General features: G+C 46.6%; 14 protein-coding genes and 1 pseudogene. 5 read left to right on the forward strand and 10 right to left on the reverse strand.

The features are described 5' to 3' along the window. Positions 1-9 precede the first annotated feature (9 nt). The 5 genes and pseudogenes from acsB (at position 10) to fdhF (ending at position 8,847) form a co-directional block, all read left to right on the forward strand. Positions 10-2,232: an acetyl-CoA decarbonylase/synthase complex subunit alpha/beta gene (gene acsB / locus H528_RS0109220; RefSeq protein ID WP_022854032.1), complete on the forward strand. Its 2,223-nt coding sequence runs from the start codon at positions 10-12 to the stop codon at positions 2,230-2,232. A gap of 28 nt (positions 2,233-2,260) precedes the next feature. Beyond that, positions 2,261-3,613 carry an acetyl-CoA decarbonylase/synthase complex subunit gamma gene (gene acsC, locus H528_RS0109225; protein WP_022854033.1) on the forward strand — a complete coding sequence of 451 codons (1,353 nt, stop codon included), beginning with the start codon at positions 2,261-2,263 and terminating at the stop codon, positions 3,611-3,613. Between the two features lie 198 nt (positions 3,614-3,811). Continuing rightward, on the forward strand, positions 3,812-4,708 hold the full coding sequence (locus H528_RS0109230) for a dihydropteroate synthase (protein WP_022854034.1): 897 nt from the start codon (positions 3,812-3,814) through the stop codon (positions 4,706-4,708). 38 nt (positions 4,709-4,746) lie between these two features. Continuing rightward, positions 4,747-5,271: pseudogene (locus H528_RS14845) on the forward strand (2Fe-2S iron-sulfur cluster-binding protein); the annotation flags it as partial. Between the two features lie 57 nt (positions 5,272-5,328). Continuing rightward, positions 5,329-8,847, forward strand: coding sequence for a formate dehydrogenase subunit alpha (gene fdhF / locus H528_RS0109235; RefSeq protein WP_342664972.1), 3,519 nt, complete (start codon positions 5,329-5,331; stop codon positions 8,845-8,847). Positions 8,848-8,874: 27 nt separating this feature from the next. Here fdhF and H528_RS0109245 read toward each other — a convergent pair whose 3' ends face one another. The 10 genes from H528_RS0109245 to H528_RS0109290 form a co-directional block, all read right to left on the reverse strand. Beyond that, on the reverse strand, positions 8,875-9,192 hold the full coding sequence (locus tag H528_RS0109245; protein WP_022854035.1) for a hypothetical protein: 318 nt from the start codon (positions 9,190-9,192) through the stop codon (positions 8,875-8,877). Between the two features lie 19 nt (positions 9,193-9,211). Next, positions 9,212-9,409 carry a rubredoxin gene (locus H528_RS0109250; RefSeq protein ID WP_028845886.1) on the reverse strand — a complete coding sequence of 66 codons (198 nt, stop codon included), beginning with the start codon at positions 9,407-9,409 and terminating at the stop codon, positions 9,212-9,214. Positions 9,410-9,776: 367 nt separating this feature from the next. After that, positions 9,777-11,021, reverse strand: coding sequence for a type III-A CRISPR-associated RAMP protein Csm5 (csm5, locus tag H528_RS0109255; protein WP_022854036.1), 1,245 nt, complete (start codon positions 11,019-11,021; stop codon positions 9,777-9,779). Further along, positions 11,021-12,004: a type III-A CRISPR-associated RAMP protein Csm4 gene (csm4, locus tag H528_RS0109260; RefSeq protein WP_022854037.1), complete on the reverse strand. Its 984-nt coding sequence runs from the start codon at positions 12,002-12,004 to the stop codon at positions 11,021-11,023. Before csm4 ends, csm5 begins: the two co-directional genes overlap by 1 nt. Before the next feature lie 461 nt (positions 12,005-12,465). Beyond that, a complete protein-coding gene (csm3, locus tag H528_RS0109265; RefSeq protein ID WP_022854038.1) occupies positions 12,466-13,179 on the reverse strand; it encodes a type III-A CRISPR-associated RAMP protein Csm3 in 714 nt (237 codons plus the stop codon). Positions 13,180-13,194: 15 nt separating this feature from the next. Next, entirely contained in the window at positions 13,195-13,608 is a 414-nt protein-coding gene (gene csm2, locus H528_RS0109270) for a type III-A CRISPR-associated protein Csm2 (protein ID WP_022854039.1), read from the reverse strand. A 9-nt stretch (positions 13,609-13,617) separates the two neighbouring features. Continuing rightward, entirely contained in the window at positions 13,618-16,242 is a 2,625-nt protein-coding gene (gene cas10 / locus H528_RS0109275) for a type III-A CRISPR-associated protein Cas10/Csm1 (RefSeq protein ID WP_022854040.1), read from the reverse strand. Between the two features lie 296 nt (positions 16,243-16,538). Beyond that, positions 16,539-16,976, reverse strand: coding sequence for a type II toxin-antitoxin system VapC family toxin (locus tag H528_RS0109280; protein WP_022854041.1), 438 nt, complete (start codon positions 16,974-16,976; stop codon positions 16,539-16,541). Further along, a complete protein-coding gene (locus tag H528_RS0109285; RefSeq protein WP_022854042.1) occupies positions 16,969-17,223 on the reverse strand; it encodes a hypothetical protein in 255 nt (84 codons plus the stop codon). The genes H528_RS0109280 and H528_RS0109285 overlap by 8 nt, the downstream gene beginning before the upstream one ends. 432 nt (positions 17,224-17,655) lie before the next feature. Continuing rightward, positions 17,656-18,774, reverse strand: a complete 1,119-nt coding sequence (locus H528_RS0109290) for a putative CRISPR-associated protein (RefSeq protein WP_022854043.1) — start codon at positions 18,772-18,774, stop codon at positions 17,656-17,658. Positions 18,775-19,075: the final 301 nt, after the last annotated feature.

Here is a 19,075-nt window from a genome sequence, read left to right on the forward strand (position 1 = left end):
GGGTTTTGGATGTCGAAGATTATTGCCACGGCAGCAATTAGAGGCGCTCATAAAATCGTTGAAGAAGCGCTTGCTAAATATGAAGAAGCCGTAAAGAAATTCGGGAAAGACCAGGAAATAGGATTTCCGAACACGGCTTATTACCTCCCCATTATCTATTCCATGCTGGGATATCCGGTGAAAAAACTTGGAGATTGTCAGGAGGTGCTTGAAGAGGCCAAAAGGCTTTTGCCTCCGGTGCCAAGTGAACACATGTGGCTGCCGTATCTGGGGCCCGCCCTTGATGCCGGCGTGGCGACCTTTTTCGCCGAGGAAATCATTGAAGCTATTCGCTATCTGGAAAACCCAAATTTTTACACCAAAACCGAAGAGCCTTTGGAAGACAACATCTGGCTTGGGGCCGCTGATGACGTCATCTTTCGTAAGAGGGGCGTTGAGTTTGTGGATGGTACTGCTCCTGGTTTTGCAGCTTGCCTTGGGGCGCCACCTGACAAAGAAATAGCACAAAAAATTGCCCATGAACTCCTTGAGAAAAACCTCTACGTCTTTATGCATTCAGACACCGGCGGGGTGCGCATGGCCGAGCAGTTAAAAGAATTGAATGTCCAGCTCGGCTGGCCTACACGCCTAATACCTTTTGGTCCTTATACCAGTTCGGTGGTTTTTGCTATTGGTTTTGCCTGCCGTGTGGCCCTTGCCTTTGGTGGCATAAAACCTGGTGATTACATGGGTAACCTTCTTTACAACAAAGACAGGACTTTTGCCTTTGTGCTGGCCTTTGGGCCTGTTTCTGACGAATGGTATGCCAATGCGGCGGGTGCTATCAACTGGGGGTTTCCCACCATTTCTGATTGGGATATTCCAGAGATCAAGCCCTGGGGTGTTTGCACCTACGAACACGTTGTTTCCAAAGTTCCGTACGAAGAGATGGTTGATAGAGCCCTTGAGGTAAGAGGGCTCAAAGTCACGGCGGTGAAGCTAGATATCCCGGTGGCTTATGCTCCGGCCTTTGAGGGTGAGCGCGTGCGTAAAGGGGATCTTTACCTTGAATGTGGTGGTGGCCGCACCCCTGCCGTAGAGCTTTTGGTAACCAAGTCCGTTGATGAAGTCGAAGACGGAAAAATCGAAGTCATTGGTCCGGAGATTAACGAAGTTGAAAAGCTTGGCCTTGAAGGGCCACCTTACCGCCTTCCTTTTGCGGTCCTGGTAGAAGTGGCCGGGGCTAATATGCAAGAGGATTTTGAGGCCATCCTTGAGCGTCAGTTCCACCACCTAATTAACTATGCCCAGGGCATCATGCACGTTGGGCAGCGAAATATCATGTGGTTGCGCATAAGTAAGGCTGCCGTGGAAAAGGGCTTTCTCTTTCGCCATATCGGGGAGATCCTTTACGCTAAACTGCGCCAGGAATTCGGTGCTATCGTGGATAAATGTCAGGTAACCATCTACACCGAAGAAGAAAAAGTTAAGGAGATTCTTGAGCTTGCCAAGCAGGTCTATGCCCGTCGTGACGAAAAGATTGCGGGCATGACGGACGAAAGTGTTGATGTTTACTATTCCTGCACGCTTTGCCAGAGCTTTGCGCCAAGCCATGTCTGTGTGATCACTCCTGAACGGATTGGCATGTGCGGGGCGTATAACTGGCTTGATGGCAAGGCCTGCTATGAGATTAACCCCACTGGCCCGAATCAACCTATTGAAAAAGGCGAGCTCATTGACGAACGCCTCGGGCAATATAGCGGGATAAACGAATACGTTAAGCAGGCCTCTCGCGGAAAGGTAGAAAGGGTAAGCCTTTATAGCATCATGGTTGATCCCATGACGGCTTGCGGATGCTTTGAGTGTATCGCAGCCATGCTCCCCACCTGTAACGGTATCATGATAGTGAACCGCGATTATCTAGGTCTTACTCCCTCGGGGATGAAATTCACCACCATGGCCGGGATGGTTGGTGGTGGTCAGGTTACTCCTGGGTTCATGGGTGTTTCCAAACATTATATTACCTCGCGCAAGTTCTTGATTGCTGAGGGAGGTCTTAAGCGGGTGGTATGGATGCCTAAAAATCTTAAAGAAGAGCTTAAAGACAAACTTAAGGCCCGCGCCGAAGAACTCGGTATTCCCGATCTTATCGACAAGATAGCCGATGAAACCGTGGCTAATACCGAAGAAGAGGTCCTTGAGTGGATCGAAAAGGTGGGGCACCCGGTAAAAGAATTGCCACCACTTATGTAGCGTAAAAAAGAAAAGAGAGGGGTAGAAGATGGGACTCACTGGCATTCAGATTCTTGGCATGCTTCCTAAAAAGAACTGTAAGGAATGTGGTTTTCCTACTTGTCTTGCTTTTGCCATGAAGGTAGCAGCTGGGCAGGCAGATATAGCAGCTTGTCCCTACGTTTCAGAAGAAGCCAAGGAAAAGATAGCTGAGGCTTCAGCTCCACCTATTCGTACGGTAAAGCTTGGAAGCGGCGAAAACGTCCTTGCCATAGGTGGCGAGACTGTGCTTTTCAGGCACGAAAAACGCTTTGAACATCCACCTGCTATCGGCATTCTGGTGCGCACCAACATGGACGAAGCCGAGATAGACGCAAGGATTGAAAAGTTCAAAAAATACCGCTGGGAAAGGGTCGGGGTGGAGCTCAGGCCTGAGGTTATAGCAGTAGAAGATGTTGATGGTGATGCGGCAAAATTTGCGGCTTCAGTCAAAAAAATTCGCGAAGCTGCTCCTGAAGCCGTCCTTGTCTTGATGAGCGAGAAGAAAGAGGTTCTTGCCGCCGGGGCCAAGGAATGTGGTGAATACAAGGCCCTTCTTTACGGTGTCACCCTTGATAACCTGAAAGAAATGGCTGAGCTTGCCAAAGAGGTTGGCTTTCCCGTGGGGGTAAAAGCTGATTCTTTGGCTGAGGCCTCGCGCATATCTGAAGAACTAATGAAAGCAGGCATCAAAGACATTGTTCTTGATACAGGCCCACGAGGTGTGCGTGAGCTTTATGAAGACCAGGTTATTATGAGGCGTGCGGCCATTAAAAAGCGCTACAAGCCCTTTGGTTTCCCAAGCATTACTTTTCCTTACCGTTACACGGATAACATTGTCCTGGAATACATGATTGCCTCGGTGTTGGTGGCTAAATATGCGGGGATGATTATGCTCTCAGACTTCAGGCCGGATCTTCTCTTCCCGCTTATGGTGGAAAGAATGAACATCTTTACCGACCCGCAGCGGCCTTTGGTGGTGGAAGAGGGCATTTATCCGTTAAACGGGCCAGACGAAAATTCTCCAGTTATCATCACCTGCAACTTTGCCCTTACCTACTTTATTGTTTCTGGCGAAGTGGAGGGAAGCAGGGTCCCCACCTGGATGCTCATCAAGGACACCGAAGGCCTTTCAGTGCTCACGGCCTGGGCTGCAGGAAAGTTTGGTGCTGATACCATTGCGGATTTTGTAAAAAAATGCGGCATTGCTGAAAAAGTGAAACACCGAAAGCTTATTATTCCGGGCTATCTTGCGGGGATAAAAGGGGAGCTTGAAGAAGAGCTTCCTGACTGGGAAATCATCATTGGCCCGCGCGAGGCAAGTGGTCTTCCTTCATTTTTAAAGGAATGGAAAGCAGCCTAAGTCCCTGAGCATGGATAAATGGATTATGACTTAAAAAAAGAGACCTTAAGGATCCGTTCCTATTTTTCGTTTCGAAAAATGGGAACGGATCCCAAAATAATACGATATGATAGAATGTTATTTCCCGCTCAATAAATACGCAGAACTTATGCGGCAGCTTTTACTTCGTATGAAAAACACTTTAGAGGAGGAGGAAATATGAGTCAGACAGTGGTTTGTATTGCTGAGTCCATCAACATTATGTCAAAGACTATTGGTCCGGCAATGCGGGAGCGCAACCCTGAGCCAATCCAAAAAATGGCCAAGGAAGAGACAGAGCTTGGCGCTGATTATCTTGATTTGAACATTGGGCCTGCCAAAAAAGACGGTCCAGACCTTGCTGCCTGGATTGTAAAGACAGTTCAGGAAGTAGTAGATACACCGCTTTCCCTTGATACTACTAACCCTGAAGCCATGATAGCAGGTATTAAGGCCGCTAAGGATCCCAGTAAGGTGCTTATGAATTCTATTTCTGCCCAGCCTGAGCGCATGGAAAAGCTTATACCCTTTGCCGCTGAGGTTGGTTGTGACGTGGTGGCTCTTTTGTGGGGTCCTGAAGGGATGCCGCGTGATGCCAACGAAAGGGCGGCTATGGCTGTTGATTTGATTATGGCGCTTAACGAAGCCGGTATCCCCAACGAAAAGATCTGGGTTGATCCCATCGGCACTCCTATCACCCTTGGTGCAGACCAGATTCTTGAAGGGCTTAATTTCCTGGCCATGCTTTCTGACATTGCCCCAGGGTGTAAGAGCACCATTGGTCTTTCCAACGTTTCTAACGGGGTTCCCAAGCACCTGCGGCCTTATCTTGACCGGGTTTATCTGATGATGCTCATGAAATACAACATCTATTCCGCAATCCTTAACATATACGACCAGGAGCTTGTTGAAATTGCCAAAGGAAAACACCCAGAGTGGGTAAAACTGGTGCACGATATGATGGACGGCGACGAACCTGATCCTGCAACCCTTTCACCCAAAGAACTCGAGATTTATAAGACCGCACGGGTCTTGCTCGGAAAGACTATCTTCTCTGAGTCCTGGCTAGAACTTTAAAATCCTGCCTTGTAGGCAAAAGGGCAGGGGGAGGCCAAATGAAGATATGGGTTAATGACGAGGCGATAAATATTCCTCAAGAGGCGGAAAATTTACTTGAGGTTTTGAGGGCTTCAGGAATTGAGATTCCGAGCCTTTGCTATGTTAAAGGGCTTTCTGAACCCCCGGTGCCCTGTGGTATGTGTGTGGTAGAAATCGAAGGAAGGGGTATTGTACGGGCCTGTGCCACCAAGCCAGAAGAGGGCCTGCGGATTAAAACCGACACCGAAACGATAAAAAACATTCGTCGCCAGAAACTCGAGGCCCTGGTTGCCAACCACTATGGGGATTGTAAGGCCCCGTGTCATGGGCCCTGTCCAGGGGGGATAAATATTCAGGGCTATATCGCCTTTATTGCCAGAGGTGAATACGCTTCTGCCCTGAGTCTTATCAAAGAAAAACTTCCTCTCCCTGCCCTGGTTGGTCGGGTGTGTCCTCGTTTTTGTGAGCCCCGCTGTCGTAGGGCCTTGGTTGATGTACCTGTAGGTATAAATAACCTTAAGCGTTTCGTAGCTGATTGGGGTTTAAAGAATAAAACCGTAAAGCCTGAAATTTCACCTTCCACAGGCAAAAAAGTTGCTATTGTTGGGGCTGGACCAGCGGGTTTGACGTGCGCTTATTTTTTGCGCTTAAAAGGCCACGATGTCACCATCTTTGAAGCGCGGGATGAACCAGGTGGTATGCCGCGCTGGGCGTACCCAGATTATAAGATTCCAAAAGACATCTTGCGCCTTGAGATAGATCAAATCCTTGAGTTAGGCGTTGAGCTGCGCACTGGAAAACGCTGGGGTTATGACTTTGCGATTGAGGACCTTTTTAACGAAGGCTTCAGCGCGGTTTTCCTGGCCATAGGTTCTTACAAGTGCCGTAGCACTAACTTCCCGGGTGAAGAACATACCGTCACCGGGTTGTCAGTTCTTTACCAATTAAACAGTGGCGATATTCCTAAGGTTGGGAAAAAAGTGCTGGTGCTTGGGGGAGGTTATACCGCAATTGATGTTGCCCGCAGCCTTTTGCGTTTGGGGGCAGATGTAACGCTGGTTTATCCGCGTTCGCGCATGGAAATGCCGGCTCCCCAAAGAGAAGTGCTTGAGGCTGAAAAAGAAGGGGTACATTTGTTTCTCATGGCGCAACCCCTTCGTATTGCAAAAGAAGGCGAAAAATACAGAGTCCTGATCGCTAGAACGCGCCTTTCTTCACCTGAAAAGTCAAAAGCAAGAAAAGTCGAACCAGTGCCCGGTACAGAAAAAGAATTCGAGTACGATTTTGTGGTACGGGCCTGGGGTGAGGAACCAGACATTGAATTCAAAAAATACGGAAAAATAGAAGCAAAGCTAGCGGTAAATCCCAAGGGTATTATCAAAGTTGCCACAGGCACCCAGGCAACCAATATCCCCGGGATTTGGGCTGGTGGTGATTTTGTCTCTGGGCCCAAGACCGTTATCCAGGCGGTGGCTTCTGGCAGACGCGCTGCTGAAAACATCGATAAGTATCTCCGTGAAGAAAAACAACCCACTAAAAAAAGTGCGGTCACGGTCAAGTTTGATTTTAACCGGGGAAGGCGCTTTGAAGATATGGACCTTGACTTTTACGCAGACTTTCCCGTGATTCCTCGGGAGCGTCCCGGGGAAGTTTCTTTAAGTGAACGTAAGAACTCATTTAAGGAAATCTATGAAACACTCAGCGAAGAAGCTGCACGTAAAGAAGCAGAAAGATGTCTTAAGTGTGGGTGTCTGGGTTATCACAAATGTAGTTTTAGGGATCTTCTCATAGCAGAGAATGTTCCGGCAACCAAGGGGCGCAAACGCGCCAAATATAAACTTGAAACTGACCACTTTTTCATCGAAGTTGACTCCAATAAGTGCGTGGGATGTTATCGTTGTGTGCGGGTATGCCAGTATGGGGGGATAGAACTTACGATTTTTGCGCAAGACACCCCTGAAGAAGAAATCCATTTTTCCTTTACCGAAGATTGCGTTTCCTGTGGTGCTTGTGTTGATGCGTGCCCAACGGGTGCCCTTACCAGAAAAGACTCTTCGGTGCCTTTTGTCAGAGAAGAAGCCAAAGTGATAAGGACGGTGTGTCCGTATTGTGGCACGGGTTGCAATGTTTTGGCAAGTGTTAAGAACGAAAGCATCCTTGAGATGCGAGCGGCTTCCGGCCCGCCAAATTATGGAGATCTATGTGTAAAGGGTCGCTTTGGCTATCAATTTTATAGGAGTCCTGAGCGCTTAAAAAAACCACTTTTACGAGAGAGTCGGGATGAGGATTTTCGCGAAGTATCCTGGGAGGAAGCCCTTGACTTTGTCGCAGAAAGACTTCGCAAGATAAAAGATGAATTTGGTCCCGATGCGATAGGGGTATTATGTTCGGCACGTACCACCAATGAAGATACTTATGTAGCGCAAAAATTTGCCAGGGCGGTTATCGGCACCCATAATGTTGACAATCCTGCCAGAGTCTGACACGCACCTTCGGTCGCTGGGCTTGCGGCCACTTTTGGTTCTGGTGCAGCTACAGGTCCTTTTGATGAATTAGAACGCACTGATCTCTTAATCCTCTGGGGAGCAAACACCACTGAGGCCCATCCTGTAATAGGGGGGCGAATTTTAAAGGCCCTTGCGCGGGGTATGAAACTAATAGTAGTGGATCCCCGAAAGACAGAGCTTGCGGAAAAGGCCCTGCTTTGGCTTCCTATTCGTCCAGGAACAAACGTTCCCCTGGCCAATGGCATTGCCCACGTGATTCTCAAAGAGAATCTTTGTAACCAGGAATTTATTGAAAAACGTACTGAAAATTTTGAAGCATACGCTAATTACATACTTTCTGAATGGCCCCTTGAAAGGGTAGAAAGACTAACCGGTGTTCGTCGTGAGTACATAGTACAGCTAGCCCGTCTTTATGCGCGTAGTGAAAAAGCCCTTATTTTTTGGGGGCTTGGAGTAACAGAGCACCGTAGCGGCAGCCAGGGAGCAATGGCCCTTGCTAACCTGGCTCTGCTTTGCGGGCATGTGGGACGCCCGGGCACAGGGGCCATGCCCCTGAGGGGACAAAACAATGTTCAAGGGGCCTGTGACATGGGGGCCTTGCCCTATGTCCTTCCAGCCTACCAAAAGATGGCAGACCCCCTGGTAAAGAAGAAGTTTCTCGATATATGGGGAGTGCCTTTACCTGAGAATCCCGGGCTTACGGAAACCATGATGTATAGGGCTGCTCTGGATGGCTCTGTTAAAGCGCTTTATGTCATAGGATATGATGTGGCAGCTACCCACGGAAACTTAAAAAGAGTACATAATGCTTTGTCTTCTTTGGATCTTTTGGTGGTTCAAGATATATTTTGGCCTGTAACCGCAAATTTCGCCCACGTGGTGTTTCCGGCAGCCTGTCTTTTTGAAAAAGACGGTACCACAGACAATGGTGAACGCCGGGTACAGCGTATTCGAAAACTAATCGACCCGCCTGGAGAGGCCTGGCCTGACTGGAAAATCGTAGCAGAAGTCTCAAAACGCCTTGGTTATCATATGGACTACCGTTGTGCTGAAGACATTTTTAATGAAATGCGCAGGATTATGCCTTCTTTTGCAGGAATTACTTATGAAAGACTTGAAAAGGAAACCCTTTGTTGGCCGGTCCCAGACCTTGATCACCCGGGCACAGAGCTTATGTTCCAGGAGAAATTTTCAAGGGATTCTGGCAAGGGCTTTTTTGCTATTCCCAAGTACTATAGCTCTCTTGATAAAATCGAGTCTTCGTATCCCTTAATCCTTATTACCGGGCGAAGACTTATGCACTACAATTGTGGCTCTATGACAAGAAGAGTGGAAGCCCTTTATGAGGCCCTTCCTGAAGAGTTGGTAGAGATTAATCCCAAAGATGCAAGAAAATTAAAAGTTAGGGAACGAGATCCCATAAAAATAATTACCCCCAGGGGAGAGATCGTCGCACGGGCTCACATTACTACCAGAGTACGACCGGGAATTATTTTTATGGATTTTCATTTTGAAGATCCTCTCACTAATTTGATTACCAGTGCAGGAATTGATACCGAGGTCCACACCCCAGAATACAAAGTAGCCTGTGCCAGGATTGAAAAGCTGTAAGAAAGGGCGGAAAACCGCCCTTTCTTCTTAATCCATAGGATGCATGGGCTTTCCGCAACAGACAGGAGCTTCTCCGCGAGGGAATTCTTCCATACGATTGCATTCCATGCACACGTAGCGAATCTTTTCTTGGGGTGTGCTTGCTTGGCCCTTGGGAATTTTTATCCCTTCCACCTGGAACATGGCTTCCTTGCTTGAACCCGGCATATAAACCCCAATTGGAGTGAGTTTCAGGCTTTCGCCTTCACAAGAGACGATATATTGCCAGAGTTTGTTTAGTTCTTGTTCTTCCTGTTCGTTTTCAGGAATAAACTTGACTATTTGCTTGTCTATTTCAATTCTCATAAAAGCCCCCCTATTTGCTTTATTCTTCGACTTCTTGCATAGGACGGAAAGCCTTTTTACTTGCCCCGCAAACCGGGCAACGCCAATCCTCTGGGAGTTCTTCAAAAGGAGTGCCTGGAGGGATTTTTCCCTTGCGGTCTCCCTTAGAGGGAATGTACATATAGCCACAATTGCTGGTGGAACAAATATACGCTCCTTCATACATATTAGCAGCCATTTAAGACCTCCTTATAGTTATTTTAAATAATTCTAAGATACTAGAGTTTTCAAGTCAATAAATTATTTAACAAAAATATATGAAATGAGACCTTTGTAGAGAACAGGATCTGTTCCCATTTTTCAAAACAAAAAATCCTTGCGGTCGTGCTTTCAACACTGTTCTCGGTAATTCTGCAAAGGTCACTATAAAAGTATTTATCACACGAGTGACTCTTTCCTCTGCTAAGGGTGGTAAGGCCCGAAGCATCTACAGGTCGATTCATGGATCCTTCGCCTTCGGTTAAAGGCTAAGAGTATAAGACTGAGAGTGATACTGAATAGAAGGCTCTTTTGCGGGGTGCCAATAGCTTTCTAAGGACATAGTTCTATTTCTTCTTGACCACCAGTTTAAAGCGCTTGCCAAGTTTAGAGACGTCTAGCCCAGGCTTGGTTTCTTTTGTTGAAGAAGTCTTCCCTGAAGACTTGCTCCCTTTAGCATCTGGTTTATGGAAGACAACCCAGCCAAAGGGCTTGAGGCCTGAGGGGTTGTGGACCTTGGAAAATTCTCCCGCCAGCCAGAGGGTGGTGGCATGATCTTGATAGGTGTTCTTCCCCTTCCCGCGGATCAGGATGTGACGGAAGCCCTCGATGGTAACGCATTCTGCCCCGCTATGACGCCCGACCCGGAGAGGAGTCCCCTCTTCGGGAAAGAGGGGAACGCTTGCTCCCATTTGGGAGAGGTCTTCAAACTCCCGGTCCCTTTCTCCTCCGTAAAAGGCAGTTGCTGCCTGGATTAGCTCTTCAAAGCTTACGGGAGCACTGATAAGACAAGTTTTTCTAGAATCTTTTGTTTTTATTCTGGGAGGAGGATCATGGATAGTTATTTCTCCTTCAAAAATCGCCCCGGGCTCGATGACTTCAAGAATTTGATAAGGCCCGCGGGCACTAGTGCCGTCTTTTTTGCGGTTTACCGCATAGACGATTCTGGTCTTTACCGGGCCTTTGGGGCGAAAGTCAGAGACCTTTATCAAGCGGAAGGGATCATTTTTGAAGTTTTCGTAATTTAGAATTTCTTGTTCTAATTTTTTAGCTTCACATTTTATTCTTCCTCGGCGATTTTGACGGCAGTAATCCTGGTATGACTTTCCCTGGACTTTGTGGCGCCTTTTGTTGAGCACCGCAGTGCGCAAAGCGCCTTTTACCGAAGAGCCCGGAATGATGGGCTGGTTATCATTGGGAGAAAAAGCCGTGCGATAGATAGTGAATTTATTAAATTCCTTTTCTAATTGTTTACCAGTGAGTGACTGCATCCGCCGGTAATGTTCTAAAAACCCCTCACAAAGCTCTATGCGCCTTACAATAAAATCCCTAAGTCCCTGGTTGAGAAAGTTGAGACAGGTTTGGTCAACAAAAGCGTAAAGATTTAGCAAACTTTGTAATGTTCCGGCAAAGCATATTTTCTTAAATTTTTGCAGCTCTGAAGCAGAAAAGTGCGCGCAAAATTTTTCAAAGTCGATGATACAAAGCTCTCTCCTGGAAGGGTCTATGAAAAACTCCGTGGGCTCATAGACTTCACCGGTCCCGATATGGAGAGGAGAAACTACCTGTGCCTCTATTTTAAAGGTCTGCATCAAAGGCCCTCCAGCGGTAAAACGATACTAAAGCCCTGGCCTAAGGTATTGCTTTCGGCCTTAGAAAGCCCGGTTAAGGCCCGGCCAAGGTATGGCCCTTTTGGTTCTTTGCATTGAACCACAGCGCCTTCATCAGCCATAAGTATTGGATTTTTAAAAGGGTTTTTGCTCAACACGAGATAGCTTCCGTGGCGGCCAAAACGGACAAAAGGCTGATACCACAGGCGTTCGTATTCATTTTCCCGGGGAACATATGGAGAAAGGGTATAGAGCATATTTTGGGGCTCAGGAAGGGGGTGTTCCTTTATACTTATTAGGCGGAAGCGGCCCAGCCCACTTGAGGCGTCTCTTCCAAAACCAGTAAGACCTATGCGTAAAAAGGCCTTTTTAATTTGTTTAACATCAAGAACTTCTTCCCTGTAAAGCACAAACACGCTGAGTTTCATCTCGGGCAGAAACCATGAGTTTTCAAGTTGGTAAGGGGCAAATCCTTCGCCGGTGCTAAAGGTCTTACGATTGATAGCGTTATGTGGTTGGGCAAGTTTTTTTACAAAACTTTTTACTTCCTGCGCGGCAAAATAGTCCCCGATTTCCTGTCTTAAAAGGTCTGTTGCCTCGGTATCGTTTAAAAACTCTGTATTTTCGAGGTTTATTTTGAGCTCTTTTACCAGCATCCACTTCTTTTTCTTTTGGTCTTTGCGTTTGCTTAAGGTTTCAAAGCAGTCCTGGCCTTTTTCTGTGTGAAAATACTTAAGAGGAAGAGAAGGTCTCGGCATAAGCCAGCCTTCTTTTAGCCGGGGGAAGGCCGAGGAAAACACCACAATGGGCTCGTGGCCGTAGGTGTCTTTCAGATGAGAAAGATTGCCGCTGATTAATTCTGGGTCGTAGATTAGCTGCCAGAAAAAGTGCCCGAAGATAGTGTCTCCCTTCAGGGGAGTGCCAAAGGCGGAAAGTGGTTCAATGATTATTTCGAGAAATTTCATAGGCTATTTCCACTTCTTCGAGTTAAAAAGTCTTTAATAACGCTGTTTTTTGTCATCCTGAGCCGCTCTTTTTGTCATCCTGAGCGAAGCGAAGGATCCGCCAATCAACCTGTGGATTCTTCGGGTGCTAACGCGCCCTCAGAATGACAGAGGTAATTTGTCATCCTGAGCGAAGCGTCAGTTTCCTGTCATCCTGAGCGAAGCGTCAGCGGAGCGAAGGATCCACAGATCACCGCCACAGAATTCCCGTTAACTTCCTCTTGAGATTGCTTGGGTCGCTTAAGCTCTTTCACCATGATAATGGTTTAAGGTCATGGGACCTTTGCAAAATTGCCGAGATCAGTATGCAAGCACAACCGCAAGGGATCCGTTCCCATTTTTCGGAACGAAAAATGGGAACGGATCCAAAACGAGCCTTAAAAAGATATTTTGCAAAGGTCTCGTCATATATTTTTGAACCTCTAATTAAAAGCTTTTATCTTCTTAAATTTCTCCTTAAGCTCGTTGTCATCAAACTCAAACTTGATGCGGCCGTAGCCACGGCTGCCAGAGCCGCCAAGGGCGTCGTACTCAAGGAGCTTAAGGCCCTCCAATAGAAGCTCCTCAAGTCCTTCATCACCTTCAAACTCCTTCAGGGTAATGCTGAAGCAAAACTCCACTCCTGCAGGCACCCTTTCGGTAAAGCGGGGGTTTTCCGCTGTTCCCGTGATGCGATTAATAGAATTTTCCGCCTTGACCTCGGTAAGAACAATTTCGCCTTTTTGGGCTTTTTCTCGGCATTTTTCAGTTAAAAAACAGTCGCTAAAAGAGACTCGCGTGGGGCCCAAATTTAAATCTTCTTTAGTTTTAGTGTCTGCACTTGCACCAAAAAGTTTAATTATTTTTTCTGCACTTTGTTTCTCCTCTGGAGATAAGTGTTCTTTCATTAAAATTTTTGCTGATAGAGGTTTACGAGGATCTTCATTTTTTGAAATAAGTCCGCTTTTAAGCTCAAGAAGAGAACGTACTTTGCCTTTAAGGGAAGAGCCAGGGATGTATGGCTCGTGGGTAAAGGGGTGTTTTACCACGGGATTATCTGTGCCACCGATGTGCATTTCGATGTCTCCTGCGCCGATATGAAGACCTGTTTCAAGGATGATTTTTCCCGTTATTTCTTTGATGGCTACGAGTTTCATGTTGGGCCTCCTAGATTAATTACGTGGACGGCATTCTTTGTAGTAGGCCATAAAGGCCTCAAGAAAATCGGTAATTACCTGCAAATCTTTCTGGTTATTAACGGCCTTAATCAACTCATCCATCATGGAAACAAAAGAATCTGTTATTAAATCTCGTCCTTTAGAATAATGAACTAATGCTAATTGCTTGTGCAATTGAGCTAATATTACATTCCATTTGGCTTCATCGAGTTGACTTTTAGCTCGTTGGTTGAGATTAAAAATGACATCATAATATTTTCGTAATTGTGTAGATTTATTTTTACGTCCTCGAGGCCCACCACCTTCTTCGCTTATATGGTGCGCCAGTTTTTGGGCAAGCGCTGAAAAGGCAAGGGGATTAACCTCACCCTTGGCTTTGTCTTTCCAGATTTGTTCCACTAAAGCCATGGTTCCCTCCTAGAGGCGTTGTTTACGCGTCTCATAAAGAAGCGGCCAGAGGGCCAGCACAAAGCTTCCGCGATACTGAGCAAGCCAGGTGTAAAGCCTCCCTACCACCTGTTGATAAGTTGCTTGCCAATTATTTTTCACCTGGCGCTCTACCATGCGCACGAGAAAGTAGCGCAAAAAAGCCGGCCACTTTACACACTTAAGCCTGTGCCAGGGTATAGAAGATGACGAGAGAAAAAGGGCTTCTTCTTGTGCCAGGGCAGCCAGTTCGTTTAAGCGATAAAGCCCGCGACGGGTGAAAATATTTTGGCTATACCAGTTTGCAAGGGTTTGCTCTATTCCAAAAAGGTTTTCGAAATCCTGCCACTTAACAGCCATGCCAAACATGGAAATGGCCTTTTTCCCCTTACACCCCTTGGCAAGGTTCAGGGCCTCTTCTGCCTCTTCGGCCATAAGATCAACAGGCACGTGAGGCTTGTGAAGTGTTATGCCCGCGGAAAAGTGAAGTTTCGGGTTTTCGCACACGTAAGCAGCAAACTTTTCCCGCAAAAAAAGGGCCAGCTCGCGCACCCTGTTCCACGGGCCGATGAGGAAGAGATCGTCACCGCCGGCAAAGACCGTATAAACGTCTTGAAAACGGCCGTTTTCTTCGTGTTCCAGGGCATAAGGGAGGTAAATCGTAAAAAAGTTGTTTAGCTGGCGACTCATGGTGGAAAGCCGCGAGATGGTAAAAAGCCCTTCTGGAAGCCCGCAGCCAAAAATGGCCCCAAGGTTATCCACGTCAGCCTTAAGCACCCCCAGGGCCGGCAGGCCGTAGAACTTGCGTTTTTCTGGATTTTCTTCCGCAGGCTTTTGTTCCAGGGCAAGCTGCGCCAGATGATAAAAAGTCTTCGGAGCTCCTACCTCTATTTGGTCAATGAGAGAAAGAACTTTTTCTTCTTTTTTCTGGCCTACGAGATAGCGGTCATCCTGTTGGTCCTCTTTTTTAAAGACCGGCACGTAGCCGTTAATAGGCAAAAAGGTAGCCCCAACAGGGGCCTTGCCTTCTTTTACGTTTAAGTCGTAAAGACGAATAAGTTTTTTGTTGTCAGCAAGCTCTTTCGCACAACTATTTAGGAATTTTAGTTGATAAAGGCCGAAAAGTGGCTCTTTAAGATCACCGGCATCGTCTTTGATAACAGCCAGGCGCTCGCCTTTAACAAGCTTTGTGCCCAAAAAGGCCTGGTCCCTACAGAGCTTACAAGCGCAAGCCTTTTCTTCTTGTCCCCTACGTTTGATGTAGTCGTCGTTCAAGACTTCCTTGGCCGAAGGCCGCGTGTCACAGAGCGGACAAATTGCTTGGGGAAGCTCGTTGTCAAAGCTATCAAGGTAGTCTTCAAATACGCCACCATAGTGCGCAAGCTCAAACCTGTTGAACTTGGCCTCTTCAAGGTTATCAAGGTGCCTTTGCCAGAGTTTTACGAAACTTCCCCCGGTAAACTCAGAAGGGCTGGCCTCTGTGACGGCAAACCCAATGGCACATTCCCCAAAAAAGTTTTCGTAAAGCCAGCGATTTATTTCCTCGCGCACCTCGCCTATGGCCTTTTTGGCATTTTCCGTGTTGGGGGCAAGGAGATGAAACTTACCCGCAGCGGAGAAAAATACCGAAAGGAAGCTCAGGCCTATTTTTTCACAGAGCATTTCCGCAGCAAGCTCCATCAAGAGAGACACCAGAAAAGAACGCCCCCTCAAGAGCTTGGCCCGGTGGTGACGCTCCTCTCCGCCGCCGCGGAAGATGAAATGCTGAATGCCGTAAAAATCCCCTGAGACCAGGAAAAATTTTTTCGGGTTGTCATCACTTATGGCCTTCTCGTTAAGGCTTTCATTTTCGCGATGGTAGAGGTAAAGGGCCCCGGCTAAGGCCGCGGTGGTGCGCAGGTGGTCATAAAGAGAGACGTCATGGACGACCTTACCCACCCGCGCTGCCGGAATGTGGCTGGCATAAATACGCAGTAAAGAGTCAAAATGTTGCGCCCACAATTCCACGTGCTTCCTATGGCAAAGGGAAGTCAGGTCTTTTTCAAAATTTTCGAAAAGCCTGCGATATTCCTCTTTGGCTTCTTGCTTTTTTGGGTCTTTTGATTTTACCGGAAAGATGTTTTTCGCGGAGACGGGCGCAAGGGGATAGCGATACTCAAAATCTTCAGGCTTGTCGAATTTTTTGTCTTGTCGAAGAAGCCGCTCAAAAATAGGCAAAAGCCTGGTCTGCCGGTACTCACGAATACCAATCTCTTCGCCTTTTTGAAATTCGGCCCGGTCAAAACCGCTGCTAAGCCTGTCGGCCTGAGTGATGATGAACTGAAGAGCAGTTTCTGGCTTATGGTGCTTGGCCGCAAGGTTAATAAAGGAATCAACGCGTTCTCCTTCTCCCCAATCACGCGCGTTCAGTTCTTCCGGCAGGATGGACTTATATTTTTCAATAAAGGCAGCGGTATAAAGGGCGTGGGCATGAGTATGGTGACCATCTCTAAAAGGTTGGTAAAGATCAGCGTTGTTTTCTTGGTAGCCGGCAGGAAGAGCTAAAGCCTCTTGTGCAAACTTACCAATATCGTGAAAGAGGGCGGCCAGCGATATCTTTAAAACAGTATCTTTCATGCGCTTTTAACCCCATTATCCCCGCCCCCTTAAATTAAGAAGCCTGTGTATCATTTTTAGTTATCCCTGTCAAACATTTTTTGTTATTAATTGGGAGCCTTTTTACCTAACAAATCATCATCACTAGGAGGCCCTCATGGCCGATAAAGTGATCTCAGGAAATTACTACGATAGCTGCATTAGCTCAGACTTAATCTGACAGGGAGCCTTTCAAAAAGGAGTGGTTCAGACTGTCTTCCTAAGAGATCCACCAAAATCACTAAATAGGAGGATTAGCTATGACACTCCCTTACAATTTACCAGATCCTCTCCATATATCCGTCAAAATCTGAATCGAAGCTCACAATCTTTTCCACACCGTACACACCCGCCCCGAAAACCAGAAAGGCGTCGTTGAAATTGAGTTTCCCTCCTGACTCTAGACATATCTTCTTGATCTCCCCCATGTGCTCCTTCAGTAAGGGATACCACAACCAGAGACGATCCCATATCCATTCGTCAAGTAGTCCGACTTTCTCCCTGAAAACTTCCGACTTTTTCTCTTCCGGTACCGTCCTTCTCCCCCATATCCGTCTCGAGAACACCGAAATGGTCTCCGTATATACCACGTCGGTGAACATCAAATCATAATGTCCAATTTTCTTCAGAATATTCCTGGCCTTCTCGTGCAGGACGTCTTTCCCGTCCACCAGTGCCACCAGAAATGAAGTGTCCACCAGAAGAATCTCATTCATCCCAGACGGCCTCCGAATCCTCAAGAGCGTCGCCCCCGCAAGAAACGATACCTATCAGTTTCTCAAGTTCACTTGCCCTTATAAGCTTGCGGTCCATTTCTTCTTTGAGTTTACGCTTAAGTCCCTCGGCAAGAATCTCTTCCACCACTCGGCTGGCCGGAACCCCTCTTTCGGCAGCATAGGTCTTTAAACCTGTAGCCAGTTTTTTTGGGATAGTATAGGAAACAGTTATCCTTTCTCCCCTCATGTGTCATTCTCCATGTCTATTTTTCAATATGCAATATAATTCCTCTGCGGTTAAAATCAACTTTAACCCGAAATTATGCATAAGGATTTTCCAATGAGGAACGCTTGAATCTGACCCGCAGCAGGCTTACCGGACTACTCAACAGGCTGAAAGTCTCTTACGATCTCAACTGTCAACGGCCAAAGATTTTGACCCACCTACGGCCAATAAAATTGACCCGCCCGCGGTCAACGTCCTAGTTTCTCCCTCAAACGGTAGCTCTTTCCCTCCAACATGAAAATGTGCGAGTGGTGAACAGCGAGTGGCGAATGGTGAGTGGTGAGTGTCATTGCGAGCGAACACAGTGAACGAAGCAATCTCGGTAAGCGAAGGGACAGGGATCGCGCGAGCGTACAAGTCGCCTCGATATGACGCCTTGTCGGATAAAAATCTTTATAAATGTTTTTCCAATTTTTCTATTTCAAAACGTTCATGTCCGAAGCAACGGCCATAAATACGAGCAGCGTCTCTGTCACTCCAGGCATAAATTTCGTGAGTGCAACCAGGCAAGGGCTTCCCTCTGAGCTTATGGCAATTGAGAGAACCCGGGTTAGGATGCTCCGGCTTTTCGAGATGAAGAGCTAGCTCATCCAAGCGTTTATTTATTTCATAGCGTCTATCAGGTGGAAGCTCGTTTACCGTTTTTTCAAATTCTCTGGTCCAGGAAATTCTTTCTGAAGGTGGAGGCCAGAGACATTCTTCGTAGATTTTACGCTTGGATTGTTGCCACACCAGTTCTCCCCAGGGAGAAAGTGTAATTTCGTAGTCTATCTCTATTAAGAAGCTGTCAGGAATCGCTTGAATTTCTTCTCTGCTTACGGGAAGCCCTAAAGCTAATCTGCGCCAAATATTTAGCGCATTTTTTATAGAAGTAACAACCTCAAGTGATATAGGGATGCGTGGAATACGCAACAACTCTTCGCTAGACTCGAAAATATAAACTGCTTCGTCTGCATAAAACTGAGCAAGTGTTTGTAATACTCCTTGAATACTTTTAAAGCCGCCAGTGAGGTTAAAAATAATTCGATAACCAGCCCTTTTATAGTCAGGAAGAACTTGGTGAATATGTTTTACCAGCTCTGCTATTGCACAATGAAAATTGTCTAGGCTATCAGTTCGTAAACCCGCAATATTATCCCACACCTGAATCTGGGAAAATCTCTGTTTTTCAAGCCAGTCTTTTACCATTTTTGCTGTTTCTTTACCAAGCCAGGTATCAGTAGTAAGTAGAATATGTATATCATCATGTTTTGAAGCTAAATTTTCGTTATATATACGATAAATACCGTTTATTTCTGCTGAAAGTTTTGCGGCTTCTTCAGGTTTGCTAGTTAATAAGTAATTTTTTCTCTCTTTTATGTGTTCTGAAAGCTTCTTTCCTTCTTCGCCAGAAACAGGAGAGACTAGATTAGCATACTTGAAGACCAAGCTTCTAATTTCACTTGAGGTATTATTCGTCAGAAGACTGGTGCCACAAGGCGAGAGGATGAGGCGTCTCAAAGTTTCTAACATACCATTTCCCTCCATTTTTCTGGTGATTCACTATTCATCGATCACTTATGGTCTCAATACCTTCTTATTTAGGCAAGAGACCTTTGCAAAATATCTTTTCTTAAGGTCCGTTCAAGCATCCGTTCCCATTTTTCGGCACTAAAAATAGGAACGACTCTCCTTGAGCTTGTGCTCCGCAACTCTAATCTCGGCAATTTTGTAAAATCTCAAACAAGGTATCCTCATTCGTGGACAAGCAATAGGCTATCTATACCACTAAAGAGGGCCTAATGCCTTCTTAATCAGGCATGGTTTTCTCACT

The sequence above is a fragment of the Thermodesulfatator atlanticus DSM 21156 genome (genome assembly GCF_000421585.1).
Lineage (GTDB): Bacteria > Desulfobacterota > Thermodesulfobacteria > Thermodesulfobacteriales > Thermodesulfatatoraceae > Thermodesulfatator > Thermodesulfatator atlanticus.

What these genes read in the sequence shown, in the direction of transcription:
- acsB (WP_022854032.1), top strand. Translation starts at nt 10, where the DNA reads ATGTCGAAGATTATTGCCACGGCAGCAATTAGAGGCGCTCATAAAATC.
- acsC (WP_022854033.1), top strand. Translation starts at nt 2,261, where the DNA reads ATGGGACTCACTGGCATTCAGATTCTTGGCATGCTTCCTAAAAAGAAC.
- H528_RS0109230 (WP_022854034.1), top strand. Translation starts at nt 3,812, where the DNA reads ATGAGTCAGACAGTGGTTTGTATTGCTGAGTCCATCAACATTATGTCA.
- H528_RS0109245 (WP_022854035.1), bottom strand. Translation starts at nt 9,192, where the DNA reads ATGAGAATTGAAATAGACAAGCAAATAGTCAAGTTTATTCCTGAAAAC.
- H528_RS0109250 (WP_028845886.1), bottom strand. Translation starts at nt 9,409, where the DNA reads ATGGCTGCTAATATGTATGAAGGAGCGTATATTTGTTCCACCAGCAAT.
- csm5 (WP_022854036.1), bottom strand. Translation starts at nt 11,021, where the DNA reads ATGCAGACCTTTAAAATAGAGGCACAGGTAGTTTCTCCTCTCCATATC.
- csm4 (WP_022854037.1), bottom strand. Translation starts at nt 12,004, where the DNA reads ATGAAATTTCTCGAAATAATCATTGAACCACTTTCCGCCTTTGGCACT.
- csm3 (WP_022854038.1), bottom strand. Translation starts at nt 13,179, where the DNA reads ATGAAACTCGTAGCCATCAAAGAAATAACGGGAAAAATCATCCTTGAA.
- csm2 (WP_022854039.1), bottom strand. Translation starts at nt 13,608, where the DNA reads ATGGCTTTAGTGGAACAAATCTGGAAAGACAAAGCCAAGGGTGAGGTT.
- cas10 (WP_022854040.1), bottom strand. Translation starts at nt 16,242, where the DNA reads ATGAAAGATACTGTTTTAAAGATATCGCTGGCCGCCCTCTTTCACGAT.
- H528_RS0109280 (WP_022854041.1), bottom strand. Translation starts at nt 16,976, where the DNA reads ATGAATGAGATTCTTCTGGTGGACACTTCATTTCTGGTGGCACTGGTG.
- H528_RS0109285 (WP_022854042.1), bottom strand. Translation starts at nt 17,223, where the DNA reads ATGAGGGGAGAAAGGATAACTGTTTCCTATACTATCCCAAAAAAACTG.
- H528_RS0109290 (WP_022854043.1), bottom strand. Translation starts at nt 18,774, where the DNA reads ATGTTAGAAACTTTGAGACGCCTCATCCTCTCGCCTTGTGGCACCAGT.